16 protein-coding genes and 2 pseudogenes are annotated in these 21,327 nt (G+C 69.2%); 8 read left to right on the plus strand and 10 right to left on the minus strand.

Annotated features, from left to right (window positions below; genetic code table 11):
* Nucleotides 1-162: 162 nt before the first annotated feature.
* Nucleotides 163-544, plus strand: a pseudogene (locus JOY88_RS23145) (type I restriction enzyme HsdR N-terminal domain-containing protein); the annotation flags it as partial.
* A gap of 386 nt (nt 545-930) precedes the next feature.
* On the opposite strand, the gene JOY88_RS22420 reads toward JOY88_RS23145, so the two are convergent.
* The 9 genes and pseudogenes from JOY88_RS22420 to JOY88_RS22460 form a co-directional block, all read right to left on the minus strand.
* Nucleotides 931-1,866, minus strand: coding sequence for a LysR family transcriptional regulator (locus JOY88_RS22420; RefSeq protein WP_293504876.1), 936 nt, complete (start codon nt 1,864-1,866; stop codon nt 931-933).
* Nucleotides 1,863-3,791 carry a CocE/NonD family hydrolase gene (locus JOY88_RS22425; RefSeq protein ID WP_293504878.1) on the minus strand — a complete coding sequence of 643 codons (1,929 nt, stop codon included), beginning with the start codon at nt 3,789-3,791 and terminating at the stop codon, nt 1,863-1,865. Before JOY88_RS22425 ends, JOY88_RS22420 begins: the two co-directional genes overlap by 4 nt.
* Nucleotides 3,788-5,380 (minus strand): ABC transporter substrate-binding protein, encoded by a 1,593-nt coding sequence (locus JOY88_RS22430; protein WP_293504880.1) that lies wholly within the window; start codon nt 5,378-5,380, stop codon nt 3,788-3,790. Before JOY88_RS22430 ends, JOY88_RS22425 begins: the two co-directional genes overlap by 4 nt.
* A gap of 38 nt (nt 5,381-5,418) precedes the next feature.
* Nucleotides 5,419-6,456, minus strand: a complete 1,038-nt coding sequence (locus JOY88_RS22435) for an ABC transporter ATP-binding protein (protein ID WP_524539250.1) — start codon at nt 6,454-6,456, stop codon at nt 5,419-5,421.
* A gap of 8 nt (nt 6,457-6,464) precedes the next feature.
* Nucleotides 6,465-7,499, minus strand: a complete 1,035-nt coding sequence (locus tag JOY88_RS22440) for an ABC transporter ATP-binding protein (protein ID WP_524539251.1) — start codon at nt 7,497-7,499, stop codon at nt 6,465-6,467.
* A 66-nt stretch (nt 7,500-7,565) separates the two neighbouring features.
* Nucleotides 7,566-8,384 (minus strand): annotated as a pseudogene (locus JOY88_RS22445) (ABC transporter permease); the annotation flags it as partial.
* Nucleotides 8,381-9,331, minus strand: coding sequence for an ABC transporter permease (locus tag JOY88_RS22450; protein ID WP_293504884.1), 951 nt, complete (start codon nt 9,329-9,331; stop codon nt 8,381-8,383). The gene JOY88_RS22450 and the pseudogene JOY88_RS22445, both read right to left, overlap by 4 nt.
* Nucleotides 9,332-9,369: 38 nt before the next feature.
* A complete protein-coding gene (locus JOY88_RS22455) occupies nt 9,370-12,144 on the minus strand; it encodes a TonB-dependent receptor plug domain-containing protein (RefSeq protein WP_293504886.1) in 2,775 nt (924 codons plus the stop codon).
* A 503-nt stretch (nt 12,145-12,647) separates the two neighbouring features.
* The gene (locus JOY88_RS22460) at nt 12,648-13,139 is read right to left on the minus strand and encodes a DUF1439 domain-containing protein (RefSeq protein WP_293504888.1); all 492 of its coding nucleotides are present in this window, start codon (nt 13,137-13,139) and stop codon (nt 12,648-12,650) included.
* Nucleotides 13,140-13,469: 330 nt separating this feature from the next.
* On the opposite strand from JOY88_RS22460, the gene JOY88_RS22465 reads away from it, so the two are divergent.
* From JOY88_RS22465 to JOY88_RS22490, 6 genes are all read left to right on the plus strand, one after another.
* The gene (locus tag JOY88_RS22465; protein WP_293504890.1) at nt 13,470-14,309 is read left to right on the plus strand and encodes a GDSL-type esterase/lipase family protein; all 840 of its coding nucleotides are present in this window, start codon (nt 13,470-13,472) and stop codon (nt 14,307-14,309) included.
* A 69-nt stretch (nt 14,310-14,378) separates the two neighbouring features.
* On the plus strand, nt 14,379-14,852 hold the full coding sequence (locus tag JOY88_RS22470; RefSeq protein WP_293504891.1) for a hypothetical protein: 474 nt from the start codon (nt 14,379-14,381) through the stop codon (nt 14,850-14,852).
* A gap of 10 nt (nt 14,853-14,862) precedes the next feature.
* A complete protein-coding gene (locus tag JOY88_RS22475) occupies nt 14,863-16,884 on the plus strand; it encodes an alkaline phosphatase (RefSeq protein WP_293504893.1) in 2,022 nt (673 codons plus the stop codon).
* Between the two features lie 87 nt (nt 16,885-16,971).
* Nucleotides 16,972-17,739 carry a class I SAM-dependent methyltransferase gene (locus JOY88_RS22480; RefSeq protein ID WP_293504895.1) on the plus strand — a complete coding sequence of 256 codons (768 nt, stop codon included), beginning with the start codon at nt 16,972-16,974 and terminating at the stop codon, nt 17,737-17,739.
* A gap of 13 nt (nt 17,740-17,752) precedes the next feature.
* The gene (locus JOY88_RS22485) at nt 17,753-18,556 is read left to right on the plus strand and encodes a DUF2520 domain-containing protein (protein ID WP_293504897.1); all 804 of its coding nucleotides are present in this window, start codon (nt 17,753-17,755) and stop codon (nt 18,554-18,556) included.
* A gap of 126 nt (nt 18,557-18,682) precedes the next feature.
* Nucleotides 18,683-19,240 carry a protein phosphatase CheZ gene (locus tag JOY88_RS22490; protein WP_293504899.1) on the plus strand — a complete coding sequence of 186 codons (558 nt, stop codon included), beginning with the start codon at nt 18,683-18,685 and terminating at the stop codon, nt 19,238-19,240.
* Here JOY88_RS22490 and JOY88_RS22495 read toward each other — a convergent pair.
* Nucleotides 19,237-20,058 carry a M90 family metallopeptidase gene (locus JOY88_RS22495; protein WP_293504901.1) on the minus strand — a complete coding sequence of 274 codons (822 nt, stop codon included), beginning with the start codon at nt 20,056-20,058 and terminating at the stop codon, nt 19,237-19,239. The two genes, JOY88_RS22490 and JOY88_RS22495, sit on opposite strands and share 4 nt — an antisense overlap.
* A 69-nt stretch (nt 20,059-20,127) precedes the next feature.
* Between JOY88_RS22495 and JOY88_RS22500 the strand changes: the two genes are divergently transcribed.
* The gene (locus JOY88_RS22500) at nt 20,128-21,300 is read left to right on the plus strand and encodes a YbfB/YjiJ family MFS transporter (RefSeq protein ID WP_293504903.1); all 1,173 of its coding nucleotides are present in this window, start codon (nt 20,128-20,130) and stop codon (nt 21,298-21,300) included.
* The last annotated feature ends 27 nt before the right edge of the window (nt 21,301-21,327 follow it).

The raw sequence follows: 21,327 nt of genomic DNA on the forward strand, positions 1-21,327 counted from the left end.
CCTCACCCAGCCCAGCCCAACCCAGCACCGCGCCCTGCAACTCGTCCAAGACATCAAGTTGTAGACAGCAGCCGCACCCCCGATTCCCGCCAAGTGCTTGAATCAACAGGGAAACTCGGCCGGAGGCTCGAGGAACTTCAGGCTAATAAGAGGAAGTCGGCAATGACCAGGGAGCAGCTGAATAAAAACGTTATGACGGAGGCCGATACCCGCCGGGAATTGGTCACCCCGAAGATCGTTCAGGCAGGGTGGTTCAGTTCGCCTTTCTCCATCGGGGGAACAACGCACGTTCACCAACGGCCGCATCTTCGTGGCAGGTGGCAAAGTCAGGCGTGGAAAGCAACACCGGGCTGACTACATCCTCTTCTACCGCCGCAACCTCCCCCTGGCCGTGGTCGAGGCCAAGGAGGCCAGCCTGCCCGCCGAAACGGGTGTGCAGCAGGTCCGCGAGTACGCCGAGGCCCTGGGGCTCAAGCTCGCCTGTGCCACCAACGGCCATCGGATCATTGAGATCGACTACCTGGCCGGCACCGAGCGCGAGGTCACCCTAGTCTGCAAACGACTTGTTCGTGGTGGCCGCCGTGCTCTTGTGCTGGTAGCGCCGGCTGACAGGTTCAGTTTGAGCCGGTCGCCCAACTGGAAAGCAGTTGGCACCCCAACACGGTTGCACTGTCTTGAGTGGCTTCCATTTGTCCAGAATGCTGGTCAAAAGTTGATGTTTTGACCATAAAGCTGAACAAACGATTGTGCCGACTGGCTGCCCGTCAAGGGCCCGTCGCAGCAGCCCGCGCCAATCACCCCACCGCAAGCAGCGGCACCGGCACAGAGGCCGGCGCAATGGCCACACCCGCCTGTTCGAGTATCCAGGCCTCGATGCGCTCATGGCGCATGCGCAGCAGGTCCAGGGGGCGTCCATGTACGGATTTAGGATCAGTCTTCAGGTGTGTCTTCGGGGCTTCCCCCCGCTCCGTCGGTCGGACCCAGCCGCGCCTTGTAGAAGCTGAAGAACGCCTCCACCGTCCTGTCCTCGCGTGCATTCCTCGCTGTGAGGAAACCGAACTCGGTCGTCAACTCGGGCACCAGCAGACGCGTGTTGCGGGTGCCCTCCGGGCGACGATTGCGGGCGAGCAACTCATCGACCAGCGCAATGCCGACGCCGGCCTCCGCCATCGCGCAGGCCACCGACGCGTTGTTGGTCTCGCTCCTGGACTTCGGAATGACCCGGTGACGGCGAAACACATCGAGCAGCCGTGAGCGCGTCGTGCTGCTGTGGCCGATCAGGATCAGGGGTTCATCGGCCAGGTCGCGAGGCGTCAGGGTCGGCTTGGCCAGCAGGGCGTGCCCAGGCGGAAGCACACAGGTGATGCGGGTCTGCAGCAGGCCGCGCACGCGAATGTCGGGATGCTCGCAGGGGAGCTTGCCGATGCCGCAATCCGCCGCCCGCGCGGCCACCATGTGCATGGCGGTCGGCCTCAGATGCGCCATCACCGAGATGCGCAGCTGCGGGTGAAGGCGCTGGAAGTCGGCCAACACCGGCACCAGCGCCCCTTCCGCGAACGTTGGCGGCGCGACGATCCGAAGGTGTCCCGCGCTGAGCTTTTGCAGATCTTCCGCGAGCGCACCAATGCGATCCATGCCCTGCAGGGCGATGTCCACTTCCTCGTAGAGCGCCTGGGCACGGCTGTTGGGCTGCAGCCGCCCGTTGACGCGGTCGAACAGCTTGAAGCCCAGCTCAGCCTCCAGTCCGCTCAGCAGCCGGCTCATGCCCGGCTGACTGATCCCCAGCGACCGCGCGGCCTCCGTCATGGAGCCCAAGGCCATGATCTCGCGGAAGCACTTGAGGCTGCGCAGACTTTCGATCTTCATCCGGGCCAGGCTCGACGAGCCGCATCAACGTTGAGGACGCATATGCTCACACGAGAAGGCGTGTGAGCGCCGAGGTGCAGCGTATTGCGGGCCACGCGGCTCTCTCGCCAGTCACCTTCGGGAGCGCCCGTGTTCGGGTTCGGGTCGAAATGCGGGAAGTTGCTGCTGGAGATATCGATCCGCAGGCGGTGTCCGGCGCAGAAGCGGTTGGCACTGGGGAAGGGCTGAACGGTCGCCTCGAAGACCTTGCCGGGCTCCATCAGACTCGGCTGCTCCCAGCTGTCGCGATACCGCATGCGCAAAATGCCGTCGGTGATGTTGAGCGCAAAGCCGTCCGGGTAGTCGGGGGTCGGTGGATACCAGTCGATCAGCTTCGCCGTGAAGTCGGTATCCACGGCGTCGGAAGAGACGAACAGCGTGACCTTGACCTCCCCAACGAGATCCAGCGGCCCGGCCAGCGGCGCGCTGACAAAGCTCAGTACATCGGCACGTTCCGCCAGGTCGCGACCGCTGCCCTTGCAGCCGAAGAAGCGCGGGTCGTCCCGCTGGTCGAATCCGCCCCCCACCATGACCGGCTCGGCCGAGGTGATGGTGCCGCCCATCGTTGGCACCGGATGCCTCGGGTCGTAGTCATAGCTGAGCGAAGCGGCGTCGGCGGTCGGGGCATCGGCGGCCAGACGTCCATCCGCGTGCAGGAACAGTTCCAGGTTCTGGCTGCCCGGCAGCGGCCATGCGTCGGCGAAGTGCCAGCGCCCGCCGTGGTCCATGCGCCCTGAGGGCAGCTTGCGGCCGCTGCCCCCGCCCATGATGAAGACCGCCACGCGCCGGCCCGACAACGGGTCGGGCGGCACACTGCCGTCGGCGGCGGCCCGACCCAGGGCATGGTCGAACCATTCCCGACGCAGCGTCAGATAGTCCTTCGCGAGGTTGCCGTCCAGGGTGGACTGCGGCCCGAAGTCCACGTCCCCGGAGAAGGTCTGCGAGCGGCGCCCATGCACCCAAGGCCCCATGATCAGGGACGGTCGGCATTGCTTGAACCGGCTCAGGCCCAAGTAGTTGCTGATGGCCGTGCTCGCATACGGGTCGTACCAGCTGGACATGTGCACGGTCGGGACGTCCGCATAGCCGGGATAGTGGCCCGCCGCCCAGAGAGCCGGACGGCGCCAGTAATCGTCGAAGCTGCCATGGCGCCACTGCTCGAACAGGTAGGCCTCGTACTCCGGCGCCGCCGTGACGGGCGAGTGGCCTGGCCACCAGGGCAGCCGCGTCAGCCACTCGCGGATGTCCACCGACGCGAGGGCCGCGGCCCGTGCGGGATCCTCCTGCGTGCTCGGGCTCAGGCGCGCATGCTTGAGGGCCCATGTGACCTGCTTCAGCTCGAACGCCCCCCCTTGCCGGATCCCTGCATGGAAGGCGCTCGCAAAGCCACCGGAATCCATCCACTGCGCGGCCAGCCCGTCGGGGTTGAGTGCCCCCAGCGCCGACTGCGTGTGGGCACAGTAGGACAGCCCCCAGGTGGCGATCCGCCCGTCGCAGAACGGCTGATCGCGCAGCCACGCCAGCGTGTCGACGCCGTCCTCCGCCTCGTCCAGGTACTTGCGGAACACCCCCTCGGAGCCATAGCGCCCGCGGCAGTCCTGCAGCACCACCACATAGCCGTGGCTCGCGAAGTACCGGGCGATCTCGGGCTTGCTGAGGCCGCTCGGGTTGGCCACGCTGCGGTCGGCCGCGTTGCTGCCGCGCTTGTTGTAGGGCGATCGCTCCATGAGCACGGGCAGTGCCTGCGTCAGCAGCACGCCGTTCAGCGCGGGCCTGTAGATGTCGGTGGCAAGCCGGACGCCGTCGCGCATGGGAACCATGTGTTCGACGCAGTCGACGTCATAGGGACCGTGGTCGGGCGCTGCGGGCAAGGGGTGATCGGTCATGGCCGGCTCCGCTCAGGGGTGGGGGCGCGACTCACGTTCTGCGCCAGCGTGCGCTCGTCGCGCCGTGCTGTGAAGGCCAGGCCCGGCCGGCCGGCCCAGCTCGCCTGCTGGTGATACAGGGGAATGATCGCCACGTCGGCGAACGCCGCGGCCGCGGCCTGACCGACCAGCGCGTCCAGGGCGGGGCCATGCTCGGCGGCGCTGGCCTGCTCCAACAGCCGGTCCACGAGGGCGTTGCGGTAGTGCCCGCGGTTGTTGGACCCGAAGCCGCGCCTGGGGTCCGGGCTGGCCAGCAGCGAGCGCATGACGTGCAGCGCCTCCCCGGTAGCGGCGCCGAAGCCGTAGAGGTAGAACCCGTATTCGCGCTTGCTCGCGCGCGGGAGGAACACGTTCTTGGGCACGGTATCGAGCTGCATCTGGATGCCGAGCTTGGCGAGCTGGATGGCCAGCCCCTGTGCGACCAGGGCGTCGTTGGGGTAGCGGTTGTTGGGGGCGTGCAAGGTCAGCCTGAACCCGCGCGGATAGCCGGCCTGTGCGAGCAGTGACCTGGCCTTCTGCAGGTTGAACTGCTCCCGCGGGATCTCGCCGTTGAAGCCGGGCGTTCCCTTGGGCACGACCTGATTGGCGGGGATGCCCATGCCGTCCAGCAGCTTGTCGACGAGCTGCTCCCGGTCGATTGCCAGTGACAAGGCCTGGCGTACCCGCAGGTCCTTCAGCGGATTGACCTTCAGGGGGCGGCCCTCGATGTCCGTGATCGACGGATTGACGTCGCGCTCCAGCTCCATGCCCAGGTACAGCAGCGTGACCGTGGGGGCCTGCCACAGCTCGAACCGGGCCTTGTGCTTCAGGGACTCGAGGTCGAACACCGGCACGGCGTCGATGAGATCGACGGTACCCGACTCCAGAGCTGCGAGGCGGGCCGCGTCGGCCGTCATGTAGCGAACCGTCACCCGCTCGAAGTCGGGCTTGTCGCCCCAGTACTGATCAAAGCGCAGCAGCTCCAGTCGGTCCGCCGGCACCCAGCGGACGAATCGGTAGGGCCCCGTGCCGATGGCGGCGCGCCCGGCGTTGAACTGCTGGGTCTCCAGCCTGGCGCCCAGCTTGCTGCTGACCATCATCACGGTGGAGATGTTGACCAGGGCCTGGGGGTCGGGCTTGCGGGTGGTCACACGTACCAGCAAAGGCCCCAGCACCTCGACCTTGCTGATGTTGGCCACCCGCGACCTGAACGGTGCGGGGCTGTTGGGCACGTTCGCCGCTCGGTCGAGGCTGAAGCGCACATCCTCGGCGTCGAACGGTTGGCCGTCGTGGAACTTGACGTTCGGGCGCAAGGCGAACTCCCACTGTGTGGGACTCACCCGCGTGGCAGACAGGGCCAGGGCCGGCTGCAGGCGCAGTTGCGCATCCCGGGTGAACAAGGGCTCGAACATCTGCATCGCCGTGGCCTGATTGGTCCCCACGGTCGAGAACTGCGGATCCATGGCGTTGGGCTCGGCCCGGGTCGCGATGACGAGGGTGGTGCGGGAGTCTGCGGCCGTGGTGGCGCCATGGCAGACGCCCGTGGTCATCCCGATGAAGAGCGCGGACACGATAGCCCGCCATCCTCGCATCGCTGGTCTCATGCTTGTCACTGGATATCCGTCGTCTGATGCAGATGGCAGGCTGCGCCGTGGCCCGGCTGCAGCTCGCGCCATGCCGGCGTCTGCTGCCGGCAGACCGGCATCGCGTGCGGGCAGCGCGGGTGGAAATGGCAGCCGGGCGGCGGTGCAAGCGGCGACGGAATCTCGCCCATCACGGGCGTGTAGGCGCCTTGCCGCTTGCCCACCTGGGGCAGCGCCATCAGCAGTCCCTTGGTGTAGGGGTGCTGCGGACGCTCGAAGACCTCCTGCACGGGCCCCGACTCCACCATGCGGCCCAGGTACATGATGACCACGCGGTCGCTGACATGGCGCACGACGGCCAGATCGTGGCTGATGAAGAGGCTGGCGAGACCCAGCTGCCGGCGCAGGTCCATGAACAGGTTCAGGACCTGGGACTGCACCGAGACGTCGAGCGCGGCCACCGGCTCGTCGCACAGCAGGAGCTCAGGTTGCATCGCCAGTGCGCGCGCGATGCCGATGCGCTGGCGCTGGCCGCCGGAGAACTCGTGCGGCCAGCGCTGTGCCGCGTCCGCCTGCAGGCCGACCTGGTCGAGCAGCGCAGCCACACGTGCCGCCTGCTCATCCCGGGCCCAGAGTCCATGCACGACGGGCGCCTCGCCGATGAGGTCCAGCACCCGCAAGCGTGGATTCAACGAGGCCATGGGGTTCTGGAACACCATCTGAACGCCGCCAGAGGCCGCGTGGGCCGCGGTGGCCCGCGCGCTCCGCCCCTGCCAGACGATGCTGCCTTCGGTGGGGCGGTCCAGGCCGCAGATGAGGCGCGCGAGCGTCGACTTCCCGCAGCCGCTCTCGCCGACCAGGCCGACGACCTCGCCGGGCTGGATCTGCAGGGAAACGCCGTCCACGGCGTGCACGACCTGTCCTTGCGCCCTCCTGCCGAGCAGCAGCCCGCGTGCGCGGGCCCACAGGCTGGGCGGCCGGCTGAAGCGGCGCACGACCTGACGCACGTCCAGCAGAGGCGGCGGCAGGAGCGATGTTGTGTTGACAGCGTTCACGGACGACATCCAGTCGGTCAAACCAGGGGGTGGTGGCACAGGGCCGACCGTGGCGCATCGGCGGTGCCAAGCCGGACCACGGGCACCGGCGTTGCGCAGCGCTCGTCGGCGCGTGAGCAGCGGTCGCGGAAGCCGCAGCCAGGATCCTTGCCCACTTTGCTGGTCACCATGCCGGGGATCTGCCGGAGCCGCTGACCGGGCGTGTTGGCCGCGGGGAGGGAGTCGAGCAGCCCGCGCGTGTAAGGGTGTGCGGGTGCCGCCAGCACCTCGTGGGTCGGCCCTTGCTCCACGATCCGCCCCCGGTACATGACCGCCACGCTCTGCGTGAGGCCTTCCACGACGCCCAGGTCGTGCGTGACCCAGATCGCCGCCATGCCCTCCTCGCGGGCCAGGCCCTGGAACTCCGCCAGGATCTGGCTCTGGATGGTCACGTCGAGCGCCGTCGTCGGCTCGTCGGCGAGCACGACGCCGGGGCGGTTCAGCAGGGCGATGGCGATCGCGACCCGCTGCCGCATCCCGCCGGACAGCTGATGCGGGTACTGCGCCAGGCGCTCCTGCGGCGAGGGAATGCCCACGCGTGCCAACATCCGGGCGGCCAGCTCCTGCGCCTGGGCGTCGCTCACGCGGCGGTGCGCGTGCACCGCCTCCGTCATCTGGCTGCCGATGCGCAGCACGGGATTGAGTGCAGTTGTCGGGTCCTGGAAGATGAGAGAGATGTCCTTGCCGCGCCTGGCTTGCAGCTCCGTCTCGCCCATGGCCACCAGATCCACCCCTTGCAAGAGCACCTGGCCGGCGGTCACGCGCCCGGGCGCGTTGATCATTCCCATGATGGCGCGCGCCGTCATCGACTTGCCCGAGCCCGATTCGCCGACCAGCCCCAGGACCTCCCCGCGCCGCACGCTCAGGCTGACATCGTCCACGGCGTGCAGGGGGCCGGCCGGTGTGTCGAACACCACGCTCAGGCCCTCGACGCGCAGCGGCCTGTCGTCGGCGTCACTGCCGCGGGAGGCCTGCCGTTCGCGGGGCGCGGGCGCAAGGTCCAGCGGCAGCATGACGCCCTTGCGCAGCCGGGGATTGAAGTACTCGCGCAGCCGATCGCCCACCAGGTTCAGGCTGCCGACCAGCAGCAGCAGGGCCAGGCCTGGATACAGGCTGATCCAGTAGTCGCCATTGAGCAGGAACTGTGATCCGTTGGCGATCAGCAGGCCCAGGGACGGCTCGCTGATGGGCAAGCCGATGCCGAGGTAGCTCAGCGTCGATTCCAGCAGGATGGCGCTGGCCACCTGGATGGTGAGCACGACCAGCAGCGGCGGCAGGCAGTTCGGTAGCAGGTGCTTGAGGAGCTGGCGCCACAGCGGCAGCCGCAGAACCCTCGCGGCGTCCATGTACTCCTGATGCACCTGGGGCAGGGCGGCGGCCCGCGCGGTGCGCGCAAACGGCGCCCACTGCACGATGATCAGTGCCAGCACGATCTTGTCCAGGCCCTTGCCGAGCACGGCGAGCAGGATCAACGCCACCAGCAGCGTGGGGAAGGACAGCTGCAGGTCCACCAGGCGCATCAGCAGGGCATCCACCCGGCCGCCCCGATAGGCGCTGAAAAGACCCACCGAGACGCCCACGGCGAACGCGACGATGCCCGCGGTCAGGCCCACCATCAGGCTCATGCGCAGCCCGTACAGGATCGCCGACAGCACATCGCGGCCCAGCACGTCGCTGCCCAGCAGGTAGGTGGCGCCGGAGGCCGCCCCGCCGAGCGGCGGCGTGCGGCTGTCCTCCAGCCTGAGGCTCGCCAGGTCATAGGGATTCTGCGGCGCCAGGTAGGGCGCGAAGCTTGCGCCCAGCAGGAGCAGCATGAGCACGGCCAGGGCCACGACAGCCACGGGGCTGCGGGCGTACTCCCGCCAGAACTCGGCAAACGGCTTGGAGGATGCGCTCATCGGGCCTGGTCCAGCCTCACGCGGGGATCGAGCGCGGAATAAAGAAGGTCAACCACGAGATTGATGGTGATGAAGATGACGACCACGACCATCAGATAGGCAACGATCACCGGGCGGTCCAGCACGGCGATGCTGTCGACGATGAGCTTGCCCATGCCCGGCCATGCGAACACGGTCTCGGTGACGACGGCGAAGGCGATGAGCCCGCCAAACTCCATGCCCGTCACCGTGAGCACCGGCACCATCACGTTCTTGAGGGCATGCACGGCCAGGATGCGGGTGCTTGCGACGCCCTTGGACCTCGCATAGTCGATGTAGTCCATCGTCAGGGCCTCGCGCATCGCGTTGGCGGTCAGCCGGGTCACGAGCGAGATCTTGAACAGCGCCAGATTGAGTGCCGGCAGGATCAGGTGACTGAACCGGTCCCAGCTCCACAGCGGACCGTTGCCGCGCCCGCTGGACGGCAGCCAGCCCAGCAGCACCGAGAACACCAGCACCAGCATCAGTCCCTGCCAGAAGCTCGGGAACGAGACGCCCAGGATGGCGCCCGTCTGTATGGCCCTCCCCGGCAGGGACTTGGGCCGGGCCCCGGCCCACAGGCCCAGCGGCACGCCCAGCAGCAGCGCCAGCAGCAGAGCGGTGGTCGCGAGCTCCAGCGTCGCCGGCAGGCGCTCCAGGATGAGTTCCAGCGCGGGCTGGTTGTAGACGAAGGAGCGTCCCATCTCGCCCCGCAGCGCATTGCTGACGAAGTGGCCGTACTGGACCCAGACGGACTGGTCCAGCCCGAGCGTGCGGATGGCCTCCAGGCGTTCCAGCTGCGTGGCTTCCGGGTCGATGAGGATGTCGGCCGGGTTGCCGATGACGAAGACGCCGAAGAACACCAGCGCCGACATCACGGCCACGACCAGGACGCTTTGCAGCAAGCGCCGAAACAGAAATCCCATCACGGTGAGATGCCCTCGTCCTTGAACATGTGCCTATCGGGTCAGAAGCGCACCGCCGCCTTCACGTACACGAAGCGCCCGCGGGGATCGTAGGTGCCGATGTTGAAGTTGTTGTCCGTGGCGCCGGCCAGGTAGGACAGGGGCGGCTTGCGGTCGAACAGGTTGTTGATGCCCAGCGACACCGAATGCAGGCGCTTGGGATCAGCGCCGAAGCTGTAGGACATCGACAGGTCGTTGGTGACGGATGCCGAGACCGGCGTGGGCACAAACTGCTTGGTCGTCGGGTCCTGGACGGACTCGGTGTAGCCGCCGATGTAGCGCAGCGCCCAGTTCGCGCCCCACGCGCCCCGTTGCCACGCCAGCGTGAAGCTGCCCTTGATGCGCGGATAGGCCTTGCGGCTGATGCCCGTGCCCTGCAGGTCCTGGTGGATGGTGCTGCCATCGCTTTGGGGGATGACCTGCTCGAAGCGGTCCAGATAGGACAGGCTCAGCGCCGTGCTGAAGGCGCCCAGGGACTGCGCGCGCCAGCCGTAGCGCGCGGTGCTGTCCAGGCCGGCCACGCGCAGCGATGCGAGGTTCAGATAGGCCGCCGTCAGGTTCGCGATGCTGCCGTCCGCGTTTCGCTGCACCACGTCGCAGCCCCGTCCGGTGCGGGCGCACAGCCCCAGCAGCGTGTTGGCGTCTATCGTCTGGATGGTGTTGTCCATCTTGATGTCGTACCAGTCCATCGACCAGGAGAACTCCTTCAGCGCGGAGGGCGTGAAGACGAACCCCAGCGAGCGGTTCAGGGACGTCTCTGGCTTGAGTGACGGATTGCCCCCGGTGATGCCGGGCACCTTGCCCGCCGTCGTGGCGGCCTGGCTGTAGGTGGCAGGGACGCCGGCGCAACCGGGCAGGCCCGCACCGCCGCCGTCGCAGGGGTCGGCGCTGATGGGGAAGACGGTGCTGCGCAGGCCGCCGTACAGCTCCAGGATGTTGGGGGCACGGAAGCCCTGCGCCACGTCGCCGCGGATCATGAGGTCCTGCACCGGGCGCCAGTTCAGGCCGGCCTTGCTGTTGAGCGTGTCGCCGAAGTTGCTGTAGCGGCTGTGCCGCGTCGCGAGCGTGGCTTCTAGCGAGTGCGCGCCCGGCCGCTTGGCCAGCAGCGGGATCTTGAACTCGGCATAGGCCTCGCTGAGGTGGTAGCGGCCGTCGGTGGGCGTGCTCGCCGTGCCGGTGGTGGTCGTGGAGCCGGAGAACTGCGGGGTCGCGTTCAGGAACGCGTCCGGCTGGTCATAGGCACTCTCTTCCCGGTACTCGACGCCGGCCGCGAACGCGAGCGCCCCGGCAGGCAGCCGCATGATGTCGCCGGTGATGTTGGCCACCATGTCCAAGGACTTGGTGCCGTTGCGCCCCACCAGCGCAGGCGCCCGCACGGCATCGGCCATGGCCGGGGTGAGCGGCCCGAACAGCGCGATCGGCGTGCACTGACGAGCGGCGCAGCGGGCCGTGTCGCCGATGCCCAGCGCCACGTTCTCCAGGTTCAGCTGGTTGAGCGCGGTGAAGCTGGCCTTGTTTTCCGCCTGGCTGACGAACGCATTCCAGGTCCAGCCGTTGGCCAGGGACCCGTCCAGGCCGATGCCCAGGCGGGTCGTCTCGACCTTCTGCAGGTTGAAGCGGTCGCCGACTTCCACCATGGTCCGGTTGACCGTGAAGCCGCTCAAGGTGCTGCCAAACGGGTTGTAGGCATGGTTCGCGGGCATGACCTGCCCCTTCATGCCGGCGCCGCCGATCACGAGGGCCGCAGGATTGAAGCGCTGACTGGACTCGCGGGTGTTGTAGAGGCCTTCGGCGATGAGGTCCAGGGAGTCGCTGATCGCCACGCGCGCCTGTCCGTAGACGGCCTTGCGCTCCGACGGGCCGATGAGATAGCCGTCGGTATTGGTGTCGTAGACATCGCTCGCCACCTTGAGCCGGAAGTCGGACGGTTTGGTGCCGGCGGCGCCGTCCACCCGCGTGAACGCCTTGCCTGCCTGCACACCGGGGACCACGTAGACGCCACCGGGAAGCTGCGTGCTCTGGATGGGTTGATATCGGGCCAGCGCCCAGTCCCTGTCGGTGGTGGCGATGGGATCGGACTTCGCGAACGAGGCGGAGACCAGCGCGCTGCCCCATTCGCCGGACTTGCCCCACAGCACATCGGCGCTGCGGCTTTGCCCGTCACCGCGGCTCGTGGCGCCCGCCTGGAGATTCAGCTGCCCGCCTTCGTACTTCTGGTAGGTGATGATGTTGACGACGCCGGCAATCGCGTCGGAGCCGTAGATTGCCGTGGCGCCGTCCAGCAGGATCTCGACGTTCTGCACGGCCGCCAGCGGGATGGTGTTGAGGTCGACGAAGTCCCGGAAGGAGCGTGATCCCGCGCCCACCACCCAGCGCCGCCCGTTGACGAGCACCAGCACCCGGTTGGGCTCCAGATTTCGCAGGTTCACCGAGCTGCTGCCGTGCGACGTGCCCTGGGAACCGTTGGAGTTGGCGCTCGACCCGACAGACGGGAGTTGCTGCAGCAGGTCGCCGACCGAGCTGACGCCCGTCGCTTCGATCTCCTTGCGATTGAGCGTGACCACCTGGTTGGGTGCGCTCTCATCCAGCCGGCGAATCCGCGATCCCACCACAAGCACCGAGTCCAACTTGCCGGCTTCACTCTGCGCCACCGCCTCGAGGGGCGCCACGGTCAGCGCCGTGGGCAGGGCCAGCGCCGCCAGGGCCGCTGCGGCGACGGAACTGAGACCGCTCGCTGAATCGAACGATCGCAGGGAACGAATGGGGGCGCGAAGCATGGAAGAGCCTTGTTTGTGCTTGATGACCGCTCGCGGAGAACCGCAGGAACGGGGCCGAAATGAAGGATAGGTTTGCGCCTCCAGCTCATGCAACTTCATTGTGTTTAAAGATGGCTCCATGCTGCTTTGGTATGAAATATCGAAAACCCGTAGCCGTTTCCCCGAGGTCGCCGGCGGGCTCTGTGGCCGGGGCGAAGGGGCGGATCGGACCTTCGGCGAGGGGGGCGCAACGCTGGTAGCGGCTGCCGCCATGGGCCATCGGCCAAGTCGGTATCGACTTGCGGGGGCCGTGCCCGGAAGGACTCAAGATCGAGGCGGCCAAGCAGAACACGGAGCGAGGCCCTCGGGTGGCGCTTGTCGACCGGGGGGGGGCGGCAACTCGGGTCGGTCTGCGTGCCTTGGCACGGACAGGGCGCGGAGGGGGGGCTTTCGTCGCCGTCAGCAAATGCGCGCTATGGCGCATTCGACGGTGCAAGAGCAACGGACCTGTGGGCTCGTCCGGTCTATTGCCGCTCCGCCGAGGCGAAGCTGATCCTCAGCTTGCCGTCGACGACCTTCACGTCCTTCACCGCCAGCTTCGCCAGCGCTCCCTTGGCCGTGCCGGTGTCGATGGTGTAGACGGGACGGGACCGCAGCTGAGCGTTGAGCGCCTCCGGCCCGCTCCGCTTCACGAGGGCCGCGTACTCCTCGGGAAGACCGGCGAACTCCAGCGTCGTGATCTGCAGGTCGTCGAGGAAGAGCTGGCCTTCTGCGGGCACATAGCGCGGCCGGCCGGAGAAGCCCAGGCGGCCGGTGCGCTCGCGCCCGCCCAGCGCCACCTTGGCGTCGACGTTCAGGCCGATGCGATCCTCGCCCTCGGTCAGAACGACGACCGGGTTGGCGAGGTCCAGGCAGGCGATGACGAGCTTGCAATGGTGCGTCGGGAAGCGCGTCGCGATGCGGGCTTGCAGCTCGGCCGGTTCGATGTCGAGATGACCGGCCGAGAGCTTGTCCACGATGGCGCAGGTTGCCAGCGCCGCGGCGGCAAGCAGGGCGACGGAGAGGGCGGCGAGGCGGCGGTTTATGGCGCAAGGCTACGCCATCGGCGTCGGCACGCGCGCCGGCACCGGCGACGCGGGGGCGGGCCGGACTTGTGCGCGGCCGACTCCCGCCTCGCCTCGTGCCTTCCCTCGGCTTTGGCATGGCTCGGCCCGCGGGCGCTGCCTGCCATGCCGCCCGCTTCCGCAGAGTTGGGGAGCCGCCCGGGCCGGCCCCGTGGCGCGGGGCGCTGATTTGCCCGAGGCTTTGCCCTATCGACAGCAGCCATCAAGCCGACGGGAGGGTTCATGACATCCGTGGTCATCACTGGAAACCGCTATCTGATCCACCCGGAGCAGGCCGACCGGTTCGGCCCCTTCGAGAAGACCTTCCTGGCCGAGGGCGATTCCTGGATGGATGCCAGCGCGGCCGTCCAGGGCTCGTTGCCCTTCTACCTCGCCGAGGAGTTCAACCGGCGTGGCAAGACCCACCTCATCGTCAACATCTCCACGTCGGGGCAGACGCTGCAGCGCATCTCGCAGACCATGAGCGGCGAGTACCTGTGGTGGTTGCAGCAGCTGCGCTACGACGCAGTCCTGCTCAGCGCCGGCGGCAACGACTTCATCGACGCCGCCCGCGACGAGGCGCCGGGCGAGGGCCTGCTGCGCGACATGCAGGGCCAGCCCTTGCCCGCCGATGGCTATGCCTGCGTCCGCCAGGACGCACTGGCCAGCCTGGTCGACGGCTACCTGAACCCCAACTTCGACGCGATGTACCAGGCGTTGCGGTCCAGCGCCAGGAACGCAGGCACGCCGCTGCTGCTGAACTGCTACGACACGCCGGTGGCCCGCAACGCGCCGGCCATTCCGAATCTGGTGGGACCCTGGCTCTGGACGGCCTATCGCAACAACCACATCGATCCCTCGCTGTGGCCGACGCTGACTGCGGGCCTGTTCAAGGACATCAAGGGTGCGGTGCAGGCCTGGCCGGTCGGGCGCACGGGCGTCGTCGCCGTGCCCACCACCGGCGTGCTGGTGCCGGCCGAGGCCGACTCGACCGGCAGCAGCGGCGACTGGAAGAACGAGATCCATCCCAACGCCAGCGGCTGGCGCAAGCTGGCCAGGATCTGGGCCGACCTGCTGGCCTGAGGTGGCGCGTCCGTCACGCCCCTGTCACGCGGCGCGACCAGCATCGCCGGTTTTGCACAGCCGCGTCGCATGAAACTGCTGCCCGTCCTGCTCGCCCTGAGCGGCCTGATCGCCACCGCGTCCGCCACCCACGCCGTCGCGGCACCGCTGGAGCTGGGCTTTGGCGACTTCTTCGTGCAACCCATCGGCCCGCGCGGCCTGGAGCCGACCGCCCGGCTGCTGGCCGCCAGCGGCCACGAGGTGCGGCTGGTCGGCTTCATGGTGCAGCGCGAGCAGGCCCAGCCGGGCCGCTTCCTGCTGACGCCGCGGCCGGTCGCCATGGCCGAGCATGCCGACGGCGAGGCCGACGATCTGCCGGCGGCCACCGTCACCGTGTTGCTGCCCGAGGGCCAGCGCACCCGCGTTGTCGCCCACCAGGCCGGCCCGCTGGCCTTGACCGGCCGCCTCGAATACGGGCCGGCCGAGGACGAGACCGGCCGCGTGTCCTGGCTGCGCCTGCGCCTCGCACCCGACGCGCTGGCCGCCACCCCCGATTCGCACTGAGCTCCATCCGATGAAACAGACCTTGCTCCTCGCGGCCCTTGCTGCCGGCTCCGCTGTCGCCGCCCCCACCGTGACGCGCCTCACGCCGCCCAGCGAGCTCTTCGCCAGCGGCCGCGCCGATCCCGTCATCGCCCGCTTCCTGCCCGGCCAGCGCTTCGACCTGCAGGCCACCATCAGACCCGACGCCGGACAGAAGATCACGGCCGCGCGCTTCCTTGTCGACGGCAAGCCGGTGGCCGCCGCCGTCGCGCTGCGCGACTGCGCGACTGGCTGCGTGAAGGGTCTGGCCGCCGAGACGGCCATCGCCACCGTGCGCGCGGTCAGCAGCGACATGGCCGGCCGGCACGAGTTCAGCGTCGAGGCGACGCAGGCCGACGGCCAGAAGGTCGTCGCCAAAGGCAACTTCGAGGTGGTGCCCTTCACGGCAGCGCTGGGCCCCAAGGTCAAGAACATCATCATCCTGCTGGGCGACGGCATGGGCGCGGCGCAGCGCACGGCGGCGCGCATCGTGCACGGCTACGCCCAGGGCAAGGCGTTGCAGCCGCTGGCCATGGACGGCTTCTCGGCGACGGCCCTGGTGAAGACCGCGTCGCTGAATTCCATCGTCACCGACTCATCGCCCGGCATGACGTCCTATGTCAGCGGCAACAAGAACAACAACAACGAAGAGGGCGTGTTCCCCGACGACACGACCGACCCCTTCGACAACCCGCGCATCGAGTACCTGTCCGAGTACCTGCATCGCACCCAGGGCAAGCAGCTGGGCATCGTGACGACGGCCGACGTCTTCGACGCCACGCCCGCCGGCAACGCCGTGCACACCAGCAACCGCGGCGCCGGCACGGGCATCGTGGACCAGTTCTTCGACGACCGCGCCCGCACCGGCCTGACCGTGCTGATGGGCGGTGGCCGCAAGTGGTTCCTGCCCGCCGGCACGCCGGGCTCGGCGCGCACGGACACCAGCGACTACGCCTTCTCCACCACCGACCCGCACACGGCCGAGATCGTCAAGCGCTGGGGCGCAGCCGCCGGCGCGCTGGACAAGGACCGCGACCTCATCAAGGACTTCCAGGCCGCCGGCTTCCAGTACGCCGCGACCAAGACCGACCTGGACAAGACCGATGCGGGCAAGCCCTTGCTGGGTTTGTTTGCCTTCTCCAATATGAACGTCGCCCTGGACAAGATCAACGGCCGCCGCGGCACCGACAAGAACGGCCTGGGCGGCGCCAGCGTCGTCCAGGACTTCGGCCTGCCCGACCAGCCCATGCTGGACGAGATGGCCGGTCAGGCCCTCAACGTGCTGAAGCGCGCGCCCAAGGGATTCGTGCTGATGATCGAAGGTGCGTCCATCGACAAGCAGGCCCACAACATGGATACCGAGCGCTGGATGCTGGACACGCTTGAGTTCGACCGCGCCGTGCGCGTGGCCCAGGACTTCGCGGCCGAGCGGGGCGACACCCTGGTCATCGTCACGGCCGACCATGAATGCTCGGGCGCCGCGCTGATCGGCGGCTCCGTCGTGACGGACGCAAAGCTCGCCGAGCTGGCGACCAAGAAGGGCGTGGCCAACCTGCGCAACCAGGTCGTCGGTCCCTACGAGAAGGCCGGCTTCCCGCGTTACCGGCTCGCGGCCGACGGCTACCCGGAGACGACCGACATCGACTACCGCCTGCTGGTGGGCTACGGCGCCAACGCCGACCGCTACGAGGACTGGCGCACCAAGAAGACGCCGCAGCGCGACGGCCAGCAGCCCTTCGCCAGCGAGATGCCGCTGAAGTGGTACCCCGCCAACGCGGCCGAGCGCGACGACGCGCTGGGCGAGTACCACGTCACCGGCCAGGTGCCCGGCGAGCAGGCCGTTCACACGGGCACCGACGTCCCGCTGTCGGCCTACGGCCCCGGCGCGCTGGCCTTCACCGGCGTCATCGACAACACCGACGTGTTCTTCAAGCTGGCCCAGGCCGCCGTGAAGGGCGTCGTCGCGCCGGCCGACGCTTCCGGCGCCAGCAAGCCGCCCAAGCCGCGGCGCTGAGCTGCCGGGGCGGTGGCATGGGCTGACGTTCGGCAGGGGCCGGGCGAGACGGGATACTGGCCCGCTCGAACCGAGGAGACTGCATCCATGAAGACGACCTGGCTCACCGCCGCCCTCGTTGCCGCCGCTACCGCCGGCGCCCAGGCCCAGCCGGCCGATCCGCTGAAGGCCGCCATCGCGGCCGATCACCGCACGGTGGGCAACGCTGCCCGCGATGGCTGGCGCCACCCCTACGAGACGCTGAGCTTCTTCGGCATCAAGCCCACCGACACCGTCGTCGAGCTTGCGCCGGGCGGCGGCTGGTACACCGAGATCCTCGCGCCCTATCTGCGCGAGCGGGGCCAGCTCTATGCCGCCGGCGGCGGGGTGCGCTTCAAGGCCAAGATGGATTCGGTGGCTGTCTACGGGAAGGTGCAGATCACGCCCTTTGATCCAGCCAAGGGCCAGTTCGACATCGCCCCGCCCGGCAGCGCCGATGCGGTGCTGACCTTCCGCAACGTGCACAACTGGATGAACGGCGGCACGGCGCAGGCGGTCTTCGACGCGGCCTTCAAGGCGCTCAAGCCGGGCGGCGTGCTGGGCGTCGAGGAGCACCGCCTGCCGGCCTCGCGCACGCAGGACCCCAAGGCCGGCACGGGCTATGTGCAGGAGGCCACCGTCATCAAGTTCGCCGAGGACGCCGGCTTCAAGCTGGCGGGCCGCAGCGAGGTCAATGCCAACCCCAGGGACATGGCCGATCATCCGGACGGTGTCTGGACGCTGCCGCCGACCTATGCGCTGAAGGACAAGGACCGCGCGAAGTACCAGGCCATCGGCGAGAGCGACCGCATGACGCTGAAGTTCGTCAAGCCCTGAGGACGGGGCAGACGTGACCCATGCCGTCGTCGGCCATGGCCGCTTGGCGCGCGCGCTGGTGCCGGCGTTGCGGGCCGCGGGGGAGGTGGTCGTCGTCGGGCGGCGCTCGCCCGGCGCAGGCGAATTCCTGCCCGTGGACGCGGCCCGCGCGGCCGACTGGGTCTGGCTGACCGTACCCGACGACCATATCGCCGCAACCGCCGCGTCCCTGCCTTGGCGGCCCGGCCAGCTTGCGCTGCATTGCAGCGGTGCCACGCCGCTGGCCGCGCTGGCGCCGGCACCTGCGGCGGCCGGCTTTCATCCGCTGAAGCTGCTGGCCGGCGACACCGGCCTCGCTGGAGTGCACGTGGGCATCGAGGCCGACGCCGCGCACCGGCCGGTGCTGGAGGCGCTCGCGCGCGCGCTCGGCCTGCTGCCGCTGGTGCTGCCGTCGCCCATGTCGGCGCAGGCGCGGGCGGCCTATCACGCGGCGGCCAACCTCGCCGCCAGCGGCGTGCTGGCCGTGCTGGCCGAGGCCCAGGCGCTGTGGGAGGCCGCCGGCTTGGCGCCGGAGCAGGCCTTGCCCGCACTGGCGCCGCTGAGCCGCGGCGCGCTGGACACGGCGCTGGCTCGTGGCCTGGCCGGCGCCGTCTCCGGCCCCATCGCGCGGGGCGACGCGGGCGTGCTGACGCGCCATCTCGACGCATTGGCGGCGGCGGGCCTGGACGCCGACTTGCTGCTGGCCCTGGCCCGGCGCCAGCTCGCGCTTGCCGAGGCGGCCGGTCGCCTGGACGCGGCCCAGATCGCGGCGCTGCGGGCCAGCCTGGCCGCGCGATGAATGCGTTTGCAACGGGCAGCGTGACAAAGGCCGCGTTCGGCCCGGGCTGCGGTGCCGTCGCGTCGGGTCTGGACTTCTAAACTTTCCGGTCCCGCCACCGGTGGCGGGCGTAGCCAGGGAGTTCAGATGTCCGACGCCTCCATTCAAGCCATGATCCGGGCCGACGCGGCCAAGATCCTGCACAACGTCGTCGACGAGCTGCCCGATGCCCGCGAGCGCCTGGCCTATGTGCGCAGTATGACGGAGCAGGCGGCCACCAAGGTGCTCAACCTTGTCGAGGCGGCGCAGGCGGACGCCGAGGCCGTGCGCAAGAAGGGCCGCGAGCTGTCCGACGCGCTGAACCGCCTGGCCCTGTCCTCCAACATCAGCCAGGAGCGCGCCCGTGCGCTGATGAAACTGTGCGCGGCCTATGCGGCCGACGCCGCCAGCTTCGCGTCGCGCGAGAAGTCGCTGCACACCGAGATCATGATGTCGCAGGACTTCCAGGATCTCTCCGGCCAGGTCATCAACAAGGTCAGCCGGATGCTGGAGCGTGCGGAGCCGCCGCTCAAGGACCTGATCGACTCCCTGCCGCCGCCGCCCGCCGTGGACAGCACGACCATGGAGCTCGGCGGCGTGCAGACGCCCGACAAGGCCCTCAAGCAGGACGACGTGGACGACCTGCTCGCCTCGCTGGGCTTCTAGGCCCAGGACGCCGGATCCAGCCGGTAGTAGCCCCTGAGCTCCGCATACAGTGACGGGTGGCCCGCGGCCAGCTCGATGGGCCGCTCGAAGAACAGCTCGCTGATCACCGCGAAGAACTCCGCCGGGTCGGTGGCCGCGTAGGCATCGATGAGCCCCGGCTTGCCGCGTGCCAGCCGCCAGTGCAGCGCGTCGAATTCGTTCTGCATCACAGCCGACCAGCGCCGGTAGGCCTCGGCCGTCGGCAGCGCTGGCGCACCGTTGGCCGGGCCGCCAGCCTGGTCCAGCTGGTGGGCGAACTCGTGGATGACGACGTTGTGGCCGTTGCCCGGCGTGGCCGCGCCGCGCTTCACCTCGTCCCAGGCCAGCAGCACCTGGCCCTGGCTCCAGCTTTCGCCAGCCAGCACGCGGCGCTGCTCGGACAGCACGCCGCCGGATGCCGTCACCGGCCGGTCGACGACGAAGGCGCTGGGATAGACCAGCACCTGGCGCAGCTCCGGGTAGATGCCGCGCGCCGCACCCAGCAGTGGCAGGCAGGCCAGCGCCGCGATGGTCACGCGGACCTCGTCAGTCACGCGCAGGCCGCGGCAGCCGAGGATGGGCTTCTCGGCCAGGAAGACCTGCATCAGCCCCTTGAGCCGCAGTTGCTGGCGTGCCGGCAACCGGGCTACCAGCGGCACATGGCGGCGCAGCAGGCGGCGCCAGGCAGCCGGGAAGGGGCGGTTCGCGATGCGCTCGCGGCGCCGCCTCACCCACAGGGGCCACAGCGCGATGCCGGCAGCGGCCAGCAGGACCAGGCAGAAGCAGATGAACAAGGCCATGCCCGGCAACTGGGTCCGGTCGCGCGGTTTGCAAGCCGCGGCGAAACCCGCAGCTGGTACAACCCGGCCATGCCCAAGTCGCCTCCTCCCCAGTTGCTGGCCTGGCAGGTGCTGCTGGGCGGCATCTGCGCGCTGGTGTTGACCATAGGTCTGGCACGCTTCGCCTACACGCCGCTGCTGCCGCAGATGCAGGCCCAGGCGGGCCTGGGTCTGGCTGATGGCGGCCTGCTGGCGGCCATCAACTACGCCGGCTACATGAGCGGCGCGTTGCTGGCAGCCTGGATCGAGAGCCCGCTCTGGCGCCAGCGCCTGTACAGCTGGGGGCTGCCGCTGGCCCTGCTGGTCACGGCGCTGATGGGCTGGAGCTCGTCCTTCGGTGCGTGGGCCGTGTCGCGCTATGTCGGCGGCCTGTGCGGCGCCGCCGGCATGCTGCTGGGCTCCGGCCTCGTGCAGGGCTGGCTGATGCGCGCCGGGCACCGGCCCGAACTGGGCATCTACTTCATAGGCCTGGGCCTGGGCATCGTAGTGTCGGCCCTGGGCGCGATGGGCATGACGCGGTTGCAACTGGGCTGGGCCGCGCAATGGCAGGGCTTTGCGCTGCTGGGCCTGGCCTTCCTGATCCCGGCCTGGCGGTGGCGTCCGCCGGTGCCGCCGCCGCCCGCGAAGGCGGCGGCCGGCGCGAGCCCGAGCCGGCGCTGGATGGCGCTGATGGTGGCGGCCTATTTCTGTGCTGGCTGGGGCTTCGTCATCAACGCGACCTTCACCGTCGCCATTGTCGAGAAGCAGCCACTGCTGGCCGGCCAGGGGCCCTGGGCCTGGCTGCTCGTGGGCCTGGCGGCCACGCCGGCGGTGTTCGTCTGGGACCGCATCGCGCGGCGCACCGGCGATGTCGGCGCGCTGCTGATCGCCTTCGGCGCACAGATCGTGGGCGTGCTGCTGCCGGCGCTGGCCGGAGGGCTGGCCGCCGCGCTGGCGGGCGCGCTGCTGTACGGCGCGACCTTCATCGGCATCGTCAGCCTGACGCTGGCCCTCGTGGGGCGGCGCTCGCCCGCCAACCCCGGGAAGGCGATGGCGCGGCTGACGCTGAGCTATGGCGTGGCCCAGATCAGCGCGCCGGCGCTGACCGGCCGCATGGTGGAGGCCAGCGGCAGCTTCGACGCCGCGCTGTGGCTGACGGCGGCCGTGCTGGCGGCGGGCATGGGCTGCCTGATCGCGGTGCTGCGGGAGCCGCGCGGGTCCTGAGCCGCGGGGCGTACACAGTCCACCACG

The sequence above is a fragment of the Roseateles sp. genome, from assembly GCF_019237615.1.
Lineage (GTDB): Bacteria > Pseudomonadota > Gammaproteobacteria > Burkholderiales > Burkholderiaceae_C > Pelomonas.